This is a genomic window from Roseibaca calidilacus (assembly GCF_001517585.1).
In the GTDB taxonomy this organism is placed as follows: Bacteria; Pseudomonadota; Alphaproteobacteria; order Rhodobacterales; family Rhodobacteraceae; genus Roseinatronobacter; species Roseinatronobacter calidilacus.
Genome location: NZ_FBYC01000001.1, coordinates 7,275 through 30,274 on the forward strand (window position 1 = coordinate 7,275; position 23,000 = coordinate 30,274).

Below are 23,000 nucleotides of genomic sequence, written 5' to 3' on the forward strand. Positions count from 1 at the left end.
ATGAACAGACCATTTGATCCCTCCGCTAAAGCACGTCGGCAGACCGGGGCCAACCGGCGCAGGATCTCGATTGAGCCTCTGGAGGAGCGGATCCTTCTGTCGGTGGATCTTGTCCCCTATGCACCGGACAACCGCGACGAGATCGATGCCTTCTACGAGCGTGAGCTTGAGCCGGTCCGCACTGCGGTCGAACAGACCGAACAGTCGGCCGAAGACGCCGCTGCACGCGAACTTGTCCTGCTCGATAAAAGTCTTGGCGACCTCTCCTCGCTCACCGCTGCCCTGTCCGAGATCGGCTTTGGCGTACTGGACCGCAAGGAACTGGCGGTTGTTGGAACGCGCGATGACATCGTCGCGGCCCTGTCGAGCGGCTTGCGCTATGATGCGATCCACTGGATTTCGCACGGCTCCGCCGAGGGTCTGCAGCTCGGCAATGAGCTTTTGAGCGGTGACATTGCAACCGATGATCCCGTCGTCACGGCGCTGACGCGCGCGCTTGGCCCCGACAGCGACCTGATGCTTTATGGCTGCGATCTTGCGGCAGGGGAGCTTCCGCATCGTCTGGGGGTGTTGACCGGCGCGGATGTGGCGGCCTCAATCGATGTGACCGGGGCCGAGGGTGACTGGGATCTCGAGGTTGCATTCGGGCAGATCGAAACTGCGGCTCTGGATCTTGGCAATGCGGTTGCGGCCTTGTCCACGGCTGACACCCTGTCCGACGTCCTGAGCGGCACACCTTTGGCGAATGATACGGCATTTGCCGAGCTGTTCGCCACGGGCGGACAGTTCGATGGCCTTCATGTGCCCGAGGCCGAGGCATGGCGCGATCAGGCACGCGATCAGACAGGTGCCAATGTTGATCCGCTGACAGATCTGGGTGCGACAGACGCGGTCGAGAACGCCGTGCGCTGGCTGGAAGAGGCGATGCTGGCCGCAGGCGAGAAAACGCTTCGGGCGGAGATCAAGGCGCTGCCGGAGACGGAGCAGGCGGCGCTCTTGGCGCTCATTTCGATTGACGACGCCTTCGACGACAGCGACGCTCACGTCAACGCGATCATCGATGTGTTGGCGGACGGTCTGTACCTGAGCAACAAATACGGGCTGACCTTTGATGCCGACGAAATCGAAGCGCTGCGCCCGATTGTGACAGAGACAGATCCGAGCCAGCTTTCGGACCTCCTTGATGATCTTGAAAGCGCCGAAGGGTCTCTTGTTGAGACGATTTTTGATACCTCCGGCGAAACCGCGAATTACGACGCAAGCAGTGATAGCGACCGCGCTTACGTGCTGTCAGTCATCAGGGACGGTTCATTCTTCGAAAGCGCCATTTCCACAGCAACCCTGAACCGTCTGATGGCGGCTTATTCGACCGGTGCGGAAACCGTTGTCTTTGGCGCTGATACCGGGGCGCAAGACAGCGCGCTTGTGGCAGCATTGAGAAACAAGTTGCCTGCCACTCCTGCAACAGACGCGGATCTGGCGGTCAAACGGCTTTTCTCGCTGTTCTCGGGCATGAAGGTGACCCTCGATCTCAAAGGCAGTCAGACGCTTTTGGGTGGAATGACAGACAATTCCCTGATCGTCGAACTGGTGCTTGACGGCAGCTTCCGGGGTTTGCCGGAGGGCTTGACCCAAGGCTTCGAGACAGCCCGCGGCCAGATCAAGCTGACCAAGGTCTTTGATGATAGTGGCATTGATCAGACGGCAGAGACCGAACTGGAACTGCGGACCGTCACCGAGGTTTCGGCGACGCTGGCAACCGGCACCACTGCTCTGCAGTTGAGTAATATTCCGAATGTCGCTGTTCCGGCCCATGTCAGGCTGGGCAACCAGAGCTTTGACCTATTGCTCGATGCAACCGGCAAATCTCTTGCCGAGGCCCTGAAAGCGGCGCTGGAGGCCGAGACGGCGTTACCCTCCGGGCTGACGATTGCCGGGTCAGACAACACCATCTCGTTTGAGAACACCAGCGGTGCGGCGGTCGAGTTTTCCCTGTTCCTCAACAAGACCGGTGTCCGCAGCGCTACCCTGACCGATAACACCGCGCAGACCATCACGCTGCCCCCCGCCGCGACACCTTCGGGGCAGGCGGTCGCATCGCTGCCGGTGCGTTTCTCGCTGTCCTTCAAGGTGGACGACGCAGATGTGATCCGCAGCTATGATGCGGTGCTTGATACCGATGGACAGACGGTGGCAGAGGCGCTGGCCGCCAACCCTGATTTCACAGCGCAGGCCGTTGCGGCCGGTCTGACCGTCAGTGTGTCGGGCAACGACCTGACGCTGACCCTGCCGTCCGGAGAGAAGGTGGACTTCGGTTTCGAGATTCGCGAAACCGCCACCCTGTATGACGGTGCAATCGGAACAGGTTTTTTTGCGCGTGACCCGCAGGTCGACCCTGATCGTACCAAACTTTACGTCCGGTCCCTGACCACAGACGCCAGTGTGACGCCCGACAACAGCGCTTGGGTCATGGCGCTGCCGCTGGATTTCGGCGACTCGATCCTTGGGGCGCAATTCTCAAATACCTACACGATCGGTGGGCAGGGCGCTGGTAGCCCGGTTTTGACGATCGATCCCGACCAGCTACACGCCATCGACGATCTGAGCACGGTGTTGCTGGGCAGCAGCGATACGGGAATTGCCAGCTGGCTTGCAGACTTGTCGCGGCAGGTGGCGCTGGATCATCCCGTTGGCCGCGATGGTCTCGCTCTTCTCGGTCTACAAAGGATGGTCGAAAGCCTGCGCAGCGGTCAGACCGACATCTCCAAGGGCGTGGTCACTCCGGCGAGCGACAAGGCGGCGGTCGATCCGCTTCAGTTGCCCGTGCTGCGCAGCGGCGAGGCCTTCGTGGATGTCCCCGAAGACGGGTTTGGCGACCTCTTGGGGATCGGTGCCGCCGCACAGGATCCGCGCAGTCTGCTGGAGCGTCAGACTGCCGATCTGACCTCCTTGCCCGAGTTGATGGGGATCGGCGCGGCGGGCGGGCGTTTGCCGGAGCTGCTGGAAGGGCTGGCCGATGCGATTGCGCGGGCATGGGCCGAGCGCTCGGTCAACGATGCGGCCGCGGTGCAGGCCGCGCTTGCCGCGGTGTCCACGGATTTCGCCCTTGCCGGGCTGGTGGCCTCCGGCACGCGGTCTATGCTTGATGGGACCGCAGTGGCGTCGCCCTTCGCGCTTGACTATGACGGCACGACCTTCAGCGTGGACCTAAACGAGCTTTTGATCGCCGAGGAAAACGGCGTTCGCGCCGTCTGGGGCGAGATTCCGCTGCTGCAGAATATCGGTGAGCGCACGGCGGATCTGCGCCTGTCGGCAGCGCTGACCTTCACGTCCACTTACAAGACGGCCCCCGGCGGCATCAAGCTGGATCTTGGGGCCGAGGTGATCTCGGCCGATGACAGCCTGTCCAGCCTAGACGTCGATCTGCCGGGCGATCCGCGCATTGCGATGGATACGCTGCGGCTTGACCTGAGCCAAGGGTTTGTTCTGGGGGAGACCGGCTGGGAACTGGATAGCACCGATCCGGACAAGCAGGCGAAGCTTGCCTTCGAGTTGAAATTCACCGATCCGCGAGGCGAGACCGATACTTTTGCACATCAGCGGCTTGATCGTGCGTATTCGATTTCGCTTGAGGATTTGCGGGCGCTGCGCGTCGTAAACACCGGCCATACCGCGCTGTTCGACGCCGCCGACCGCGAGGCGCTCTACTGGTTCCAGATGCGCGCCGCTGACACGATGGTCGAGCAGGGCTTCCTGAACGCACTTCTGGCCATGCCGGAGCTGAAGGGCGTTATCCCCGTTCTGGGCAAGAGCATCACAGAGATGCTGGTGAACGACGCACCAGCCACCGCGACGCAGGACGATCTACAGAATTACCTCGTGAATGTTCTGGATGACGCGCTTGGCGGTATGGACCTGGACAGTTCTCTGGCAACGCTGCTGTCGGACCTTGCTGCCAACAGCCTTTATACCAACCATGCCTTCGATGCCACGGACGGCGTCACGCTTGAGTTCATCGGCCAAGACCTGAACCTGCCGGAAATCCTGATCGATTTCACGCGGCTGAGCACCTTGATGCTGTCCGGGGCGATGTTCCGCGAAACGCCGCAGGCCTCTGTCCGGATGCGGATGCGCCTTCAGCATGTGCTGGAGCAGGCCAATACTTACACGAAACCCTTGACCGGCACGGCCGAGATTGTCCTGTCCGAAGATCGGCTGCGCTTTGACACCTGGTTCGAGCCGCTAGGCACATCGGAATCGACGGACAAGATCTTCGAGTTCGCGCTGGCTTTCGATCAGTCCGGCATTCAGGGCGGGCCCCTGACGATCGATCTGGGGACGCTGGGCAAACAGGAGATCCCGGCACCGCAATTCGCGCTGAACGTGGGCTTTCGCCCCGAGTTGATCAGCGGCACGCAGGAATTGCCGGGGGCCGAGACGCCCCGGCTGTCACCGCTTCTAAGCGACGCCGAGGCGCGGCTCGACATAGATCCTGATGTCGAACCCATCGTTATTGATCAAGATATCAGGCTGGTCTTCAACGCCGCACATGGGCTGGTCGCTTCTGATATCGGCAAGATCTACATCGATGACACGGGCGCGCGGTTCCGTTTGATGGAGACTGTGGTCAGCAATGACAGGGTCGCCGCTTTCCGTTCGCTTGATCGGCCCGAGGATTCCAACCAAACGACGGCGCGCGTGCCCGTCGGGGGGCTGACGCCGCCCGTTGCCTCCTACGAAATGATTCTGCCCATAGATTATGCGGGCGACGGCGTGTCGGATGCCATGTTCTCGCCCCGCTTCGTCGCCTCGGGCTTTGATGAGATCGTCGCTGATGACCCGCGCCTGTTGCTGGTCAATGACAGCGAATGGGAGATGAAGAAGCTGCTGGACGAGGCGGCCGATCGCTTTTCGGGCGTTTGGCTCCAGCGCGATGGCGCGCTGTCGCAATTCGATCAGCTTCTGCGTCAGAGCGTCGGGTCTACCGATGGCTTGAGCGGGTTCATGACGCAGGGCATGGCACTCCTTCATGGCAAAAGTTTCATTGACCTGATCGAGGATCCCGAAGCCAGCGTCGATTTCGATACCGGGCTTGCGGCGGTGATCACGCAGCATCTTGGTGCGCTCAACACTTACACCCCGGATGCCCTGCCCAAGCATTTCACCGGCGCGGACATCCATAGCGACCTGCGCGTCTATGTCGATGCGCTGGCCGATAAGCTTTCGGAAATCACCGGGCTACAGCCGGAAAAGCTGATCAACCTGACAGAGGTGACGACTGGCAATTCAATTTCGGCCTCGACCCTGCAGGAGATGGACGACACGCTGTCGGCGGACGGGCGCCTGCTGGAAGAGGTGCGCTACCGCATCAAGATCCAGGATCTTGTGACCTACTCGAAAACCGTGGGCGAGGATTTTATATCCGAGCTTTTCGACATCAACGCCATGGGGATTACGCGGCTGCATGAAAACCCCGACCGGATGGACATCGACGGGTTCGAATTCGGTCTTTATGCGGATCTTGATCTGAATATCGACTTTGGCCTGAAGCGCGATGGCGGGCATTTTGAGCCCTTCATCGAACTGTCAGAGGTGATGGGCAATGTCCGGCTGACATCGACCATCGCCAGCGAACCTATCCCCGAGGTCATCTTCCGCAATGCTCAGCAGATCGTCGTGGGCGACAAGACCTTTGATGACGTCTCGAACCGGGCAACGCTGAAATTTGCGCCAAGCTTCGTGTTCCGTCCCGCCGAAGGTGCAAAGGATTTTTCTGGCGGCATCACGCCGGATATCGAGGGCATCGCCGAGTTCGTCTTTGGCCTGGATGTCGTCAGCGCAGGGGCCGCCCCGGAAATCAAGGTCGATCTGTTGCCGGGCGCGGCACAGTCCGGCCAGCTATATCAATACAACGGAAGCGGTCCGCTCACGTTGGCGGATATGGCCGACCATCTGAACACGCAGACCAGCGTCGACCTGAGGGTTGGAGATGTGGTGCTGGTGGGCACCGATACCCTTTACCAATACATCGGTTCTGCGGATCGGAGCGTGGTCGATCTGACCGCCGAGGATTATAGCGATACAGCACTTTGGGCGGCGCATGACCTGTTTTCGGTGCAGGGCATCTTCACCACCGCGCCGGAAACAGAAAACAAGGTGTTTGCCAACGCGGTGGCAGCGGGGGCCAGCACCGGGTTCCTGCGTGCGGGCGGCAATACCATCCAGATCACGGATAAAGAGGTCGGTCCCGATAGCGACAAGCCGCTGACCGTCATCCTGCAGCCGAATGACGATCAGGGCGAAGCATCGGTCAGCTATGACGCGGGCACGCATACCGTGACCCTGCGCTCGGGCGATGCGTTGTCTGCTGCCAATATTGTGAATCTTCTGAACAATATTCAGTATGAGAACCAGAAACTGTTTGATGCCAAGTCGGTCTGGTCCTTCCGTTTCAATGTTGGTCCGGCGAAGATCTTCCAGATTGGCGAAGCCACCGAGACCGAACTTGATCCGGGTGACGTGATCCGGACGGTTGGCAAACCGGCCACCGGCGATGCGCAGGAACGTATCGCGATCTTTGCCGATGGCACCACGGATCGCGCGCGCATCTCGGGCAATTTCGACGACAAGAAGCTGTCGGAACTGCCCGGCGGGATCAATCAACTGACCTTCCGCGGTGATATCCGCGACGCCGTTCAAGAACTATCCACAGCATTCGAGCCCGGCACGGGTATCTTCGGCGACCTGCTTGAGGTGGGTGTCCCGTTTGCCGGGGGCAAGACCATCGCGCAGGTGATGATCGATGCGTTGGGTTCAAATCCGCTGGGCGATCCCCCGCCCTCGATCGCCCAAGCGCTGCGCTTCGACGATCTTGTCGCGACGCTTGCCGACGAGCGGATGGATGAAGGCACTATCGGCTTTGTCGCGGCGCAACTGTCCAAGGTGTTCGAGCCGGCCCATGGCGATATCACGACCGAAGACAGCCCGGTCACCTTCGATTACGATGTGCGCACGGGCGAGTTGTTGATGCATTACCGCCCGTCCATCGCCTTCACCTACGAGGCCCGCGCAGCCCTGCGCAAGGACGAGCTGGCGGTTTTGCTTGGCATCGTCGCCGATACGGCCGACGCCGATGCGGCAACCATCGAGGAGATGCTCCGCGGTGATGCAGATCTTTACGTCGAGCCCAATATCCGCATCGCCTTCGCGCCTGACGGGTCCACGCGCATCGCCACCGGCGCGGATGGCGGCATTTCCTTTACCATCGCCAAGGCAGGTGTGGGGGCCAAGCGGGCGTCCGAACTGACGGATGCGGACAAGTCGATCAACTTGGCGTTCCTTGATGAGAACGATGCCGCAAAAACTCAGACACTGAATGTCGATCTCGGTCGCGACGCCGAAGAGATGCTGAGCTTCATCATCCAGAATGCCGCACTTGATGTGACCGGCTCCAAGGGGGCGTTCCGCATCGCGGGCAATTCCGCAGGCGGCGACTGGATGACTGTGCAAGAGGCGCAGACCGACCTTGCCATGGTGGTGCTGCAAAAACAGGTGAGCGCAAGCGATGATCTGCTCGCGCAAGCCACCGTGGTGATCGAGGCTGTATTGGGCCGGGCCGATGCCGTCGCCCGCGCCGAAGCGGCGCTGGACGAAATAAAGAAGCGCGTTGCCCTGCTGCCGAGCTTTGACAAAACGGTCGTCTATACCGATAGCGCAGAAGATCAAGCCGCGCGCGACTTTGCACTCGAGACCGCTGCCGAAAGTGACAATCCCGCCCTTGCGGCCCGGCTTGCGGCGGCGCAAGTTGCAGTGACAGCGGCGGAAACAGCCCTCGCTGCCGCGCAGGGCACGGACAGCGCCCTCGGCGCCTTGATTGCGGACCTCACATCGGCGCAATCCGCCCTTACCGGACAAGGATCGGTTGTCGCCCAAGCGCTTCGGGCCCTGCAAAACTCCGGCGGTGATGCGAATGTGGCCGGTGCCTTTGCAACGCTTGATGCACATGCGGCCTCGACCCTGTCGCGGATCGGCGGCGCGCTGGATGCGCTCGACGCAGTCAACCTGATAACACCGGATAACGGTGTTGCTGATCTGACGGCCTTGCAGCGCGATCTTGATTTGCTGGCACAGGCGCAGGATCTTTTCGAAACGCTCGATAGCTATGCGGCGCGTGCTGCTGCGGCGCAGGATCAGGCTCGCACCGCCGTGGCCCAGATCGCCCTGTCGGCGGCTGACCCCTTGGGAACCGAGCAGGCTGTCCGTACCGCGCTGGCCGAAGCGCGCACTATCCTGACGCCTCTTGCCGCGCAGATGATGGCGCTGGCAACGACGGCGGATGGGCTTGCCGCCACTTTCAGCGAGGAAGGACAAGCCGCGTTCATAGCGGATCTCAGCGGCACGGTGGCTGCGGCGAAAACGCAGGCGAATACGCTGTCGGCCGAGCTGTCTGGCACCCTTGCTTATGTGACCGAGATCACTCGTGGCATCGATGTCGATCTAGAGGTGATCCGCGATCTCTTTACCCAGATTACGCTGGCAGAAGCCGGTTTTGAAAAGGCCGCAGCGCTCTATGTGTCTTCGCTGGCAGAAGCTCTGTCGCTGACGCAGTTGCGCCGCCAGATCGAGCAGGACACCAGCAGCAGCACCAAGGAAGATCGCGCCAGTGCCAATATCGCAGCGCTTTCTGCGGTACTGGCAGCGGTGGAAGCCTCGGTCGACGAAATCAGTGCACTCAAGCAGGCGGCGGTAGACGCACGTGCCAAGGCCTTGGCTGATTACAAGCAGGTGCTGCCCGATGAGAGCGGCGAGCAGAATGCGCTGATCCCGGATTTCACGGTGTTCGACACGCGGATCGCCGCGACCGATGCGGCGTCCCTGAAAACCAAAATCGTGGACTTGCGCACGGACATCGCGGGGCTTGCAACGCTCGATGCAGCCGGTCTGCAGACAAAACTGTCCGAGCTTACGGGCACGCTGAAAGCGGCAGGCCTGAGCTACGCACCGCTTGTGGGCGCCTTCACCTCGGCCCGGTTGCCACAGCTCGATTTCAGCAGCCTTGATGCTGTTGTCAGCACGGACGGAGCGGTTGCCGCCCTGAACGATCAGAGCGAGAAGGTCGAACTGGCCATGCGGTCGCAACTGCCGCCCGTGGTGACTGCGGGTGAGGGCAGCGCGCTGCAGGGCGCTGTGACCTACACCGCCTCCTCTCTCGCGGACCTAAGGTTCGGCGGGCTGAATGGTTTGACCTCGGTCCAGCTGGGTGCAGAGGCAACGGATCTTGCGGGGACCGTCGATATCGCGCTCGAGGCGCTCTTGTCGGGGGCCTCTGCGCCCTCGGGAATCTCGGTCCTCTATCAGGACATCCCCCTGATCGGCCAAAGCCTTGCCGATCTGATTGGCCTCGATCAACAGCTTGATACGATCCGCGACGTCCTTGCCAATGTGCCGGCGTCTTCGATTGCGCAGCTAGACGCCATCGTTGCCGAGGCGCTGCCCGAAAACTCGCCGCTGTCAGTCCGTCTGGCCGGCCCGCAAACGGCGTCAGTTGCAGAGCCCAACCGTCTGGGCGTGGTCATCGAATTGCGTCTGCCCAAGGATTTTGACCCCTCGGTCACGTTGAACCTGACGGAATTCACCGAGTTCTTCGGCATTCCCACCCCCGAGATCCCGCCATCGGCCAACCTTGATCTGAACCTGAACGGGGCGGTGCAGTCGCGTATGGCGACGATCATCCTATCGGCGGACCAGAATGATGCGCTCAAGGGCAATGCGCCAGAGATGGGCGAGGCCGCGCGTCTGCGCCTTCAGGATGCCAATGGCGAAACGCTTGCGATCGGCGTGATCCGGTCCGTAGATTTCCAGAACGATTCCGGCGTCGCGGTAGACTTCGCCAGCAATGCTGACAAATTCGTCTATGAAATCGAATGGGATCGTGATTTCGATGAGAGCGCGGCCTATCAGATCACCCATGTCTTCCTTGATAATGCACGACAGGTCGCAAGCTCGGATGGTGTGAAATTCCAAAAGGACGATGACACGGCGGAATTTGCCGTGACCTGGGAAGCCGCCCCCGATCCAGTTCTGGCGGCCTTCCGGTTCGATATCGACCTGCGGTCGATGCAGGTGCTCTACGACAATTTCGATGCCACCGCGGCCAGTGCCTATGTTGGCAAGGAATTTGCGGTTCTGGATGGCGGCGGTGCCGTTGTCGCGCGCGGCGTTGTGGCCGGGGCAGGCGAGGATGGTCTTGGCCTCATGGTGCGCTCGGGTACCGTTCCGGCCGGCAGCACGATCGTGCTGGATGACAGAACCCAGCTTCTTGACGTCAAGCGGCTTTACGTGCTGGATTGGTCCGGGTCGTCAGATGGCAGTGACGATGCGTGGGTGGGTCAGACCTTCGAAGTCTACGACGCCCAGGACACGAATCAGGACAATCCGACCGGCACTGGAGTGGTCACCGAGATTGCGGACGGTCGCATCGCGGTTCAGGTTACCGGCGGCACGATCAACGCCACTGACAGGTTGGTGCGGGACGACACCGCGATCAAGGCCACTGCAGGCTTCGTGCATGGTGTCGGCATCCTGCCGCTCGAGATGGTGGACGAATTCGGCACCCGCGCGGGCGCAGACATCTCGCTCGATCTGGTGCCGGGGGCCAACAATGACGGGTTGCTGCTGGATTTCCAGACCTCGCTTGTTGGGGCAACATCGGTGCGGGTCACGGTCGGCTCCGGGCTTGACAGCGGCGTCACGCCCCAACCGCTGACCCTGGGCCGCGCGGCGATCCGGCTCAAGATGGACGATGGTTTGCCCGATTTCGAAGGGATCGTGCCTGCCTTTGAGCCTTCGCGCCTGAAACCTGTGTCAGCCATCGCTTACCATTCGAATACTGCGCTAGATGTGCAGGCGGCCATCGACTTCCCCGGCGTCGCTACAACGACGACGCTGGACCTTGGCACCGCCACGCTGTCGGCCACACTGAAGGACGGGCAGTTGACCGCACCGCGGATCGGCTTTGCCTCGGACGACCTTATCGCGGCGATGCGCGCCCAACTTACCAATGCCTCTCCGCTGACCGCGCAATGGGCCACGATCGACAGTTTCGCGACCGGGTTCGAAACGTTCGTCGAAACGATGCTTGGGGATCTGGACAGCGGGACTGGCCTGATCGACCTGACCATTCCGGGCGTCGGCCAAACGCTTGACGAGATCACGGGCCTTAAGGCGTCGCTGCGTCTGGCCCAGCAGGCATTGCGCGATGCGGGTGAGGACAGCCTCGACTATGCGGCGTCGATCATCCACAGTGCGCTGACCGGTGCGGACAATCCGCTGCGCTTTGCTCCCGATGAGCTGCGCGTCGCGGTGATGGCCGGGACGGAAACGGATGCAACGGAAGAGGACCGGACAAGCTCGGTCATTCTCGACCTGCAGGGCAGCCGGGTGATCGAGGGTGAGATCGACCTAGGCTTCGATCTTGGCGCCTTTGGGGTCACGGATCCCAGCGGGCTCGCAGAAAAGCTTGGACTGGACCCGAGCCTTCTGAGCATCACTGCGCTGGACGGCAGCACGCTGCGCTATGCGCTCTCGGTCGATCTGAAAACCGCGGTCGAGTTTCTGGCCGACGGCACCCTGCGGTTTGTTGAACAGGATCTGGACACGGGCGCTTATGCGGCGGTGAACGCTGAAACCGTCACACCGCTGTCGGTGCGCGCGCTGGCCGATCTGGGGCCGACGGATATCTCCTTTGCCATTGACGCGGGCAGCCTTGGCCGATTCGGTCTTGTGGCGGAAAACTCGACCTTCGTCTTCGGTCTGGCCGAGAATACACGCACGGATGCCGCAAAGCCGCTGGCGGATCAGTTGCGTAGCAAGGGCGCGCAGCTTGATTTCGCGATCGACACCACTAGCGGAACCGCGGCACCTGTCGTGCAAGGCGGGTTCGGCATGGGGCTGGCGCTGTCGCGGGCCTTTGGCGAAAGCCTTCAGGCCATCCCTGAATTTGCCCAGACGCGCATCCAGGGCGGCCTGAACATCGATCAGGTTGATATCGACAACGGGGTCACGCTGCCCAAGGTCGCGATGGACTTCCCGCAATTCCCCGATGGCGTCAGCCTGCGCAGCCTGCTGATGCCGCAGCTCGACGACTTCGCCACATTCAGCATCGACAACATCATCGCGATGGTCGATCAGGCCTATGAATGGGTCTTCGGGGTTGCCTACACCGCAACGGCACCTACCGGATCGGACATCACGGCGGAACTCCCCTTTGTCGGGCAAAGCCTGAATGACCTCTTGCCGTTGCATCAGGTCTTCAAGGTGGTGCGGGACGCGCTGACAGCGCAGGATGATCCCGACACGGCAATGCAGAATACGCTTCTGCTGCTTGAGGCGGAGGTAAACAAGGCGCTTGTTGGCGTTGTCGGCTGGGATACGCCGCCTGTCTTCGGGATCAGCTTCTCGACCCTACCGGGCAATGTCTGGACCAGCGGCGTGCCGCACCGGGCGCTTGAGATATCGCTCAACTTTGACAATGCCGTGGCGACCGAAAGCGCGCTCTCGCTCGATCTGTTGCAGGCGCTCGGGCTTGCGGACGTGCCCGGCATGACCTCCGAGGTTTCCGCAAAGGTCGGCGCATCGGTGGCGGCCAGCGGAAAGCTCGTCTTCGGTGGTGCCCTGCGCGAGGATGCATCGCTCGACAACCTCGGCTCGCTGGAGGCGGACACCGGCCTGCTCACGCCGTTCCTCTATATCGACACCTCGTCGGAACTGGGCCTCTCCTTCGGGATCGAGGCCACGGATGTGGACGTCGCGCTTGGCTTTACCGTCAATGCAGGCACCGCCGACGAGATAAGTGTTGCAGGCGGAATAGAGGACGGGTTCATCGGCCTGACGAACAAGGCAGGCGATGCTCCTGCCTCGCTCAGCTTTGCCCTGACAGAGCAAGGGGCAGACGTAGATGGCCCACGCTTCTTCGTGATCGGTGCCCCGGGCTACAGCGCGGCGGCGAATTCCGCTGAGGTTGCGACCGTCGAGCGGATCACGACTGCGCCTGCCGATACCCATCTTGCGCGCCTGACGCTGGACAGTGTCGCAGTGCCGGGCGGATCGGCGCAGCTGGTCAACATCACGCGCGCAGACGAGATTTCCAACGACCCCGATGCTGCGGATGCGGATTACGAGGCGCTGGGCCGCACTCAGGTCGGCATCGTCGTCTCGGGAGCGACGCAATTCCTTGTTCAGGAAACCGGCGTGCCCGGCACTGCGACATCCTCGCTTTCCGAGGGGGACACGCTGCAGCGGGTTGTCAGCGGTGCGGAATATGCGGTGGCCTCGACAGTCCGTAGCGGCAATCTGGCCACGCTGACCTTCGAAACGGTGTCCGAAAACCAGCCCAAGGCGGCTTGGTTCGACGGGATGTCCCATGTCCTGCTGGAAATCTCCGATGGCTCCGGCGGCGTGTTGCGATTGCCTTTGATGCTGGTCCTGCCCGACGATCTGAATAGTACGTCGATCAGCGTGGTGTTGCCTTCCGATATCCTAGCCCATGACTGGGGCAGCAATGTTGTGGTGCATGGGCTTGCGCCTCTGGCCAGCCTTGTCGACGCGCCCGAAGTGCGGACCTATGACAAGGTCGGCTTCATCTACAAGGTCAAGCTTGCCTCTGCCGATGGCGACTTCACCGAAATTGCGAAGGCTGACGATCTGGAACAGGCCAGCCTGACCTTCGGGGCCGGCAAGGTCAGCGCGCGCGTGATCGACGTGGAGACCGCTTCGGGTGGCGATATCCTGACGCTGGTTCTAGACTCCAACGATCCGGCGATTCAGGCGGTGCTTGGGGCAGGCGACGCCACTGCCGTGGCGACGCTTCTGGACGGTCTGAGCGTCGTCAAGGGCACTGCGCCTGTCTTTGACGCCTCGGCCATCCGGCCGACGCTGGATGCGGCGCTGAGCGTGGACATGACCGCGCGCGCTGATCTTGTGGGCCTTGATCTCGGCCGCCTGAGAAGCACTGTGGAACTGCCCGCGTTTGCCCAGCTTGCGCTGGAGGGTGCGAACGGCATCGACGATCTGTTCACCCTGCTCAAGGGGGCCACGGATGCAGAACTGTCCGGCCTTTTCGCGGATGGCCCGAGCTTCAACTTCGATGCGCGTGCCACCGCCGTTTCGGAAGCGCTGGAGCGGCTCAACACGTTGACGCCCGCCGAACTGGTCGGCCATCTGCGCACCGGGATCGAGGCGCTGCTCAAGGGACAGGGCGCTGGCACCTCGGTGCTGAACGCCGATATCCCCTTCGTTGGTCAATCGCTGGACGAGTTGACAGGACTTTCGACGCTTCTGGAAAAGGTGCTGGACACACTGCCATCTACGAGTGATCTGGACCTGCAAGACTGGCTGGACGATGTCGCCGCCTCGGCCGATCTTCCGGCTGGGTTCCTGAAGCTCGCCTATCGCGAAAGTGCTGCCATCCCCGGGCGCTGGTTCGTGGATGTGAATGTCAATTTCGCCCGGATCTTTCGCGCGGAGAAGGACGTCGACATCACGCTTGGCGATTTTGGCGATTTGGGGCCGATCTCGGGCAGCGCGCTTGACGGGTTCCTGATGGGCCTGCGCGTCGACGGCGCGGCCCGGCTGAACCTTGATTTGCAGCTGGTGGGCAGCGGCCTGACGCCGGTGGAATTGCGCCTGCTCGACAGTTCCGGCCTGTCGGTCGGGGCTGGTCTGCGCTTGGCGCAGAAGCAGGTTGAAGAGATCAAACTGAGCGACGGCGCAAAGACCATGCTGGCCGCGCTGCAGGGTGGTGGCAATAGCTTCGATCCAAGCCTCATGCTGGCAGGCGGCACGATGTGGCTGTCCTCGGACGCGGGTGCGCAGACGCAGACCGTCACGCTAAAGCGTGGCACCAACCTGACCGCGACCACCTTCCGGACCGGCGATATCGTGACGACCGCCACGGGCGCTGCTTACTCTGCTACGGGCGCACAATTCGGGATCGTAACAGGCTGGGATCACACAACCGGCGTCCTGACCCTTTTCGCGCCGTCTGGCAGCATCACGGGCGGCACGATCAATGTCTTCGATGCAGATCGCAAACTGGCCAAGGTGAATTCCGCAACGGGCGCGGTCGATTCTTCGGGCAATTGGTTCGACATCATGTCGGCCTCTGCGCCACAGAACCAGGTTCAGCTGATCGAAACCTCGGTGGCGCAGACCGGGCTCGACATCACGCGCATCCTTGGCCCGGATGACCGGATCACAGTCTATGATGGCAGCACCCGCATCTGGACGGGCGATGTCACCGCCGCCGACATGACGCGCGACGTCGCCAATCCCAAAGATGTGGTCCTGACCGCCAGCACCGTTGCAGGTGGGTTCGGAGCCTCGGATGAGAATAGCAGCATCAGCTTCGACCGGGTCGTCAGTTTTGAGGACGGCACCAACGCCACCATGGGGGCGTTGGGGCAATTGGCCGGGCCGGAGGCAGAAAGTGTCACCATCACGGGCGTGCCCAAGTCTGCCCAGCAACCCGATCTGAGCACGCGGTATCAGATCACCTTTGACGGCGATCCGCTGACAAGCGCAGTGGGTGGCTATCTGCTCGATGATCAAGGACGCTGGTTCCGGGTGGACCGCTACGAAAGCGGCTCTGCATGGATCACCCCCGTGGGGCATGCGGCAGCCCCCGTGGCAGGCGGCGCGCTTCATACGCCGGTCTTTGATGTGGCTACGTCGCCGGCTCCGTCGACCGTCGACCTTGGCTTCAAAGGCAGCGTCCAGCGTGTGACTGTCACCGGCGCGCCGGTCGGCCCATGGCTCGAGACGCTGCGCCTGATCAAGAATGGTGCCGACTGGTTCGAGATCCGGGGTTTCGATCCGGTGGCGAACACCATCGATCTGATCCCGCTTAATGGCTCGGCAACGGTCAATACGGCCGAAACTCTCAAGGTTGCGGCAATCTCGGACCTGCTTGGCGGGCTTCGCGCTGCGCCCGAGATCTTGGCCGATCAGGCGGGTCTTTCTGTCGGTGTCTCGGCCGCGACCGCGCCGGTATCGCGTGCGCTAGACACCGATCATGTCATCCCGTCTGGCAGCACGTTCGATGTGCGCCTGGCAGATGATGCCGCGGCCTTCACCGCGGCGGATCTGAACAAGGTCTTCTTGGATGCGGACGGGCGGGCCTATCGCCTTGTCGCGATTGACGGCGACGGGTTGGGCGGCGAACTGGTTGCACAATGGGCCAAGTCTACGGGCAGCGCCCCGACCGACGTCCCCACGGGGCTTCTGCGCCCCATAGCGCTGGATGTGGCGCGCACCGAACCGACATCGGAGGGCGGGCTGGCGGCGCAGCGTGTCTTCTTTGCCGACAGCGGCGCGCCTTTGGGGGATTGGACAACACAGGTCGTCGCTGATGGCGAGGCCCTGCGCCTGAGCGATGGCACGAACGATTTCATCGTCTTGTCTGTCGATACGACAAACGGCTCTGCCGTTCTGCGCGCCGTGGATGGCCTGTCGACCGTGGCTTCGCCTTCGACGCTGAGCTTCGGGTCGGATACGGGCTATGCCCGCTTGCCGCTGTTTGCAGGCGACCTGACGGTAACGGCGGTCAAACCTGCAAAGCCACAGGTCTTTGCGACGGGCGACACCTCCGCGCTGACGGGTGATGGGCTGCGGGTGCTGGAGATCACCGCCGATCCGACCACGGGGGCGGTCAATTCGCTCGTGTCCTCGAACATCCTGACCCGGATCGCGGGCGGCAGCCTGCAGGGGTCGGCCGTCGGGGCGGGGACGGATACCGGCCTTCTGCTCGATGGCAATGCCGCACAGTTCCAGCCGACGCGCAGCAACGTCAGCTATCATGTGCTTGGCACCGCTGCGGATGTGGTCGGCGGGTCCGATTGGCTGCAGCTGACGCTGACTGTCGTGAATGACGATCCCACCGGAGATTGGGCGTTGGTCATGGTGGACAATACGCCCGACCCCGTGACGGAACCGCCGCTTACGGCCTACATATCCGGCGGCCAGACCTTCGATCTGACCCCGGCCCAGATCGACACCTTGCTTGCCGGGCTTGCGAGCGGTCTTGACTTACACCTTGTACGCGAGACCACCGGGGAAAGCGACCCGCGCGTTTCGGTTGCTGTCGACCTGTCCACGGTGGTGGCCAGCTTCACAACCCGCGGTATTACCACCGACGAACTGATCGAAACCACGGCGGGCCTGCGCTACCTCGTCGGCTCCGGGGACGAGATCGAGATCCTCAGCGTTCCCTTCGCGGACCTGTCTACGATCCTCACGGGCGACGCCACGGCCTTCACGATCACCGGGCTATCGAAGCGCGACCTGACCGCGCTTGCGGCTCCGACGAACGGCTTTGCGGCACCCACGGCCTTCTCGTCGAGCAATGTCAATCTTCTCACTCTGGAGGGTGAGCACACACTTGGCGCGGGCCTTGCGATCGAGGATGCGAAATCCGGCGCACGGGGTATCGTCCTTGACGCCGTGACCAGCGGGACCGGTCAAAACACGATCACCACTGTTCTGGTGCAGCGTCTCGGCGACGTTGGTTTTGCCACCACCGATGCCCTGCGCGCGGTGGCCGACGACATCCGCTATGTCGCGGACATGAGCGCCAGCTTCGGCGTCTTCCTGCCCGTGGTCGCGAGTGTCGGCTCGGGCACAGACGCGGTTGGCATCCTGTCGGGCCGTGCCGGGCTGGATGGGGCGAGTTTCTCGGCGCCCGAATTGCGCGTGCCGACGACGCTTGTCGAGTTCCTGCAGGAAAAATTCAACGATGCGCTCGACGCCCTGCCGTCCGCCAATCAGCTGGGTGATCTGTCGAAACTCTCCTACGCCGATGTGATCGGTGGGATCACGACCGCCATTGACGTGCTCTTTGGAGAAGACGGTCAGGCAGGTCTGATCGATCAGCCCATTCCCTTTGTCGGCAAATCCTTGGGCGAGCTTCTGGGGCTCGATGGTGTCCGGCAGCTGATTGCAGATCTGAAATCGTCGGGCGCACAGTCGCTCGACCGGATCGAGGTGGCGCTGACCGAGGCGCTTGTACCCTTTGGCGCCACGGTATCCGTGGCCTTCACGCCCGTGACCGAGGCGGGCCAGAGTGGCCCGACCAAGATGAAGGCTGCGATCTCGATCACCGGCATGACCCTGTCGGAGTCTGTCCGGATCGACGTGCATGACAGCGATCTCGAGGCGACGCTGGGTGTCGACCTGGGGCCGTTGAGCTTTGCCGGCGGTGCCGAGGCGACCGTCGCGGCAAACGCACAATTCGCCTTCGACCTGCTCTTCGGGATCGATCCGAATGCGCCGGTAACAAGCGAGCCCAATTTCCAGGTTCTGGTGGGCGATGGCAGCGGTTTCGGCGTCGAGCTGACGAAATTCGACCTCAAGCCGGTCGGTTCCAGCACCATCGATTTCGGCTTTGCCGAGGGCACGGTGAGCCTGGGCGAAACCGCCAAGATCTCGCTTGATGCGGGCACCATGTCGGTGCGCGACATCGACACGACCGGTGGCAGCGAGGATCTTGAGGCGCTGGTTGGAAAAACCCTGACGCAGGGCACGGCGCTCTTCCGAGTGCTGGCTTTCCAAAACGATGCCGAAACGGATAAAGGCACGCTCTTGCTCAAGCGCCTGTCGGGTGTGCCGAGCGTTGACGACACCAGCAATGCGCTGGTCGAGTATAAGGTCACCGACGCAAGTTTCGGCAACCGCATCCATAAAATTGGCAGCGATTTCGTCTTCGACCTGTGGGTCTCGGACGCGCCGAGCTACGTGGCAGATGGTAGCAGGGGCTTTGAGGGTTTCGGCAGCGGCGTCCTCAACAGCGCGCTGACGGCCGACAGTATCATCCGCATGTCCGACGGGACGTCCTTCTACCTTGAAGGGTCCAAGGTTCTGAAGAATCGCGCGGCCATCGGTGGCGGTCTTACGGTGCAATCCGCGCAATTGGACACGGACACCGGACAGGTGACCCTCACGATGAGCGACACGGTCAGCGGCGTTGTTGACGATGACGCAATCACCATCGCAGGCCGCGAAGCAAAGGTCGTGTCGTTCAATACCGATGCGCTGATCATCGAGTTCACCGGAACGGCCACGCCAGTGGCGCAAGGTTCCGCCATTCTACGCCTGTCGGACGGCTCGTCGATGAACCTGAAGGGGGCTGCGGTATTGGCCGCGGGGCTGACCGTTCAGGGCCTGGCCTTTGACGCGGGCAGCGGGCAGGCGGTGCTGGAGATCAGCGGCGACATTCCCGACGCCATCCAGACTGGCACCGGGGTGCGCATCGCCGGTTTGGATGCGGTCGTCACCGACCTTGACCGTGCCGCGAACAGACTGACCGTGACCTTCATCGGCGAGTTGCGCCCCGTGGCACAAGGCAGTGGCATCCGGATCGATCTGCCGCTGAATGCGGGCGTCACCCAAGGCACCAGCTTTACGACTCCCGATTTCGATGTGTCCGATGCGCGGCTTGTGCACGACAGCGACACGATCCGGCTGACTTTGGTCCAGACGGGCAATGCCCTTGGCACGGCCGCCCAGATCTCAGATAACAACACCGCCCTGCGTGGCCTTCGGCTGGGCCAGATCCTGACCGCCACGTCAGGCGGCACCACGATGCACATGCGCGTGCTGAAGGTCGATGTCGCCTCGGGGCAGGTCGATGTCCTGTGGCTGAAGGATGACGCGGTCACCCATGACGTTGCCTATAGCGGCGAGGCGCCGGAATTGTCCGTCATGCTTGACGGCGTGGATACAAGTGTCGGCGTCGCGCAGGTAACCGTCAGTGAAAAGGGCGTTACTTATCTGCTGGCCTCGAATGTCGCTGCGGATAAGCTGGACGAGATCGCCGATCAGGCCGCGGTTGATGACCGGTTGACGCTGAACGGTGTGCTCGTCGATGCCGAGGATATCGTCTTCTCCGTCTCCAAGCGGACGCTCTTGGTCAAATCCGCGGCCAACCCGATCGCGGCGGGCAACGCTTATGCGGTTACCGGAACGCCGCCTTCCCTTGCCGCTGGGACCGCGCTTCAGGGCGCTACACTGGAGCAGACCCCGCTGAGTTTTGCGCTGCGCGCTGTGGCACCGCCCGTGGAAGGGACAGCGGGCCGCGTCATGGCATCGGATTTTGCCGAGGGCGAAGTTCTGCGTCAGAACGGTGTGGATCTGAGCGTGTCGGGCGTCAGCGCGGCTGGCGAAATTACGCTGAACGACGCCATTCCCGATATCGACATGCCGGTTTTCGATGTGAAATCGGGCCGCTTCATCCAGATGCAGGCCGTGGATGGCAAGACGAACGTCTACCGCGCCACAAACCTTGCCAGCCATGCTGTCGGCGTGACGGGAACGGTCACGGCGGACGACTTCGATGCTGGCGATGTCCTGTTCCAGGACGGGGTCGAGGTGAGCGTTACCAGCGTTGACGAGACCAACGGCCAGATCACGCTCGACGGGGCGCTTGCCAATGACGCGGCACCGGTGCTGGTGGGCAAATCCGGGCGCTTTGTCATCCTCAAGTTGGTGGATGCGGAAAATCACGTCTACAGCCCCATCGCCGCCACCTATATCCCGGTCTCCTCGGCCACCGGGGTCGCGCCGCGTCTGTCGACCGTCTTCTCTGGCGCGGCTGTCTTCGCCAACCTGCCGCTCGAAATCTCGGGCGGGATAGGCGGCATTGACGTGCCGACGCTGCCGCCCCTGTCCCTCGGTTTTGATTTTGCCCTGCCGTCGCTGAATTTCGGTATTGGCGGCCTTTTGCCCGGTCTTCCCGGCCTGACGCTCCCGTCGCTGTCTGGCATCACGCTGCCCAGCCTGCCCGATTTCCCCAGCCTCTCCGCGCCGTCGCTGCCGTCCTTGCCGCCGCTGCCCGATCTGCCGGGGCTAGGTAGCTTCCCGTCCTTGCCCGATTTCAACTTCGAGCTGCCCGATCTGAATTTCACCAAGTTGTTCGGGAACCTCGACATCGGCTCGTCGCTGAGCGCGCTGATCGAGTTGATCGAGACCGTGACCGATGACGTGATCTCGCCCGAGGGGATATCGAACCGCATCCTGACCGCGCAGCTTCCGCTCTTGAACTTCTCGATTGACGAAGAGCTCGGGATCATTCCGGTCTTCCGCGTGATCAATTCGGCTGTCACCGGGCTTGATGACAACCTGCTGGAATTGCAGACGATCCTTGATCGTGAATTCGCCAAACTCGGGTTCGAGCCGGGCGATCTTAAAGACCCGAACGCCAAGCGTGTCACGGTGAAACGCGTCGATTTCGACGATCCGGACGGGGACGGTGAGCGTAACGACCTGGTGTTCGGCATCGACATCCGCAAGGGCGCGGATGTGGCGATCGACCAGAGCATCGACATCGCCTCGCTAGTGGGCGAGATCAACGGGATCGATCCGGCCCTGGCAGACACGCTCGACAAGCTCTTCGACCTTGAAGGGACGTTTGCTGGAAAGCTCTCTGTCGGGGCGACCCTGAAGCTCAATCTTGGCCTCGACCTGAGCGATGTGCGCGCTCCGCGCGCCTTTATCGGAGAGGACTCCGGGCTGGACTTCGATCTGGGGATCGAGACCGACCATGCCGAGATGACGGCGGCATTCGATGTCGGCGGCGTTGGTGTGTCTGTCTCCACCTCGTCGGATGCCGGGCTAAAGCTGGAGATGGTCGAGAAAGACAGAGAACCGACCGAACAAGATACAAGGAAATCCTTCCTCGGGCTGACATTCGGCAACAATGGGAACGAAGGTGAGCGCAAGCTCTACCTGTCGAACGACTCGGTTGAATCTGATATCAAACCGGCCGTGACATCAGATAAACGGTTGAATGTCATCGTGCCGATCGTTGGCACCGTGGACGCTGGGGAAACCCTCGGCTCGTTTGACGCCAAGATCGTCGATTTCAACATCTCGCTCGATCCCTCGGTGCTGATCGAAAAGAACGGATCCATCGATCCTGCAAATGATCTGTTCATTGCCAGTTACCTTGGTCGTCCGTCCGTCATCGCAGAGATCGATGTCGAACGAACCGAAACGGCCGGATCAGAAAGCGTGAACATCGAGATCGAGCCAGTCGATCCGCTAGTCGCGAATACATTTACGCTTGTGGGTGTATCGAGTGAAAAGATCGCCGTCGACAAGGTCTTGAAGCAGGGCTCCAAGCGTTACAAAGTTACGTCGATCGACAACGGTGTTATCACGGTAGTTCCGCAGGACGACGCACCCGACCTACAGACGCAACCGGTGACTTTCGGCCAGTTGCGTGGCGATGCCTTGCTGGCCTTGGGCTATAAGTTCGCGAAAGATTTCGGCTTCGATGCGGCCCTGCTGCAGACCCTGGCCAATATCGCGAACCAGGAATTGTCCTTTTCTACGCTGTTCCAGCGCCTGAAGGATTTGGTCGACGGGATCGATACCGCGCTGACCGGGTTCGACGTGCCCTTCGTCGGTGAAACGCTGGCCGAACTGATGGGGATCGACGATGATCTGGGTGATACGCTGGATGACATCAAGGGCATACTCGATGGCCTGATTGCCGATACAACCGGTGATGCCAAACAGGCCTCTGCCGCCACCCTGGTCGAGATGTTCTACGAACGTCTACTGAAGCGTCCTGTCGGCACGACCAGTCATGACGGCGTCACCTTCGATCCGCGCTTTGTCTTTGGCAAGGATTCCACCGGTACGACGGTCGCCAAGGAGTTGGTGGTTGATCTGGAGATCAGCATTTTCGAGCTGCTGCGTCTCTATGACGTCAAGATTCCTACCAGCTTCACCCGTACGCTGCGGCCCTCTGATTATCTGCCGCGCAACGAATTGAACGCGCTGCGGGCGCTTGGGGTCGATATCGACCTCGAGATGGATCCGATCACGCTCGAATTCGGCTTCGACGCCGGGTTGACGGGCTCTTTCGGGCTGTTGATCGGCGGCACAATCGCCTCTCCGGATATCGATACCACGCTCAAGCAGGGTTCGGGCGTCTATGTAGGCAT

General features: G+C 61.8%; 1 protein-coding gene (only partly in view). It reads left to right on the forward strand.

Annotation, left to right across the window (positions count from 1 at the left end):
* Window positions 1-23,000: the 5' portion of a DUF4347 domain-containing protein gene (locus AWT76_RS00045; protein WP_082700027.1), read on the forward strand. The gene runs 20,977 nt beyond the window's last position; 23,000 of the gene's 43,977 nt are visible here — the first part of the coding sequence; the start codon lies at window positions 1-3; the stop codon falls past the right edge of the window.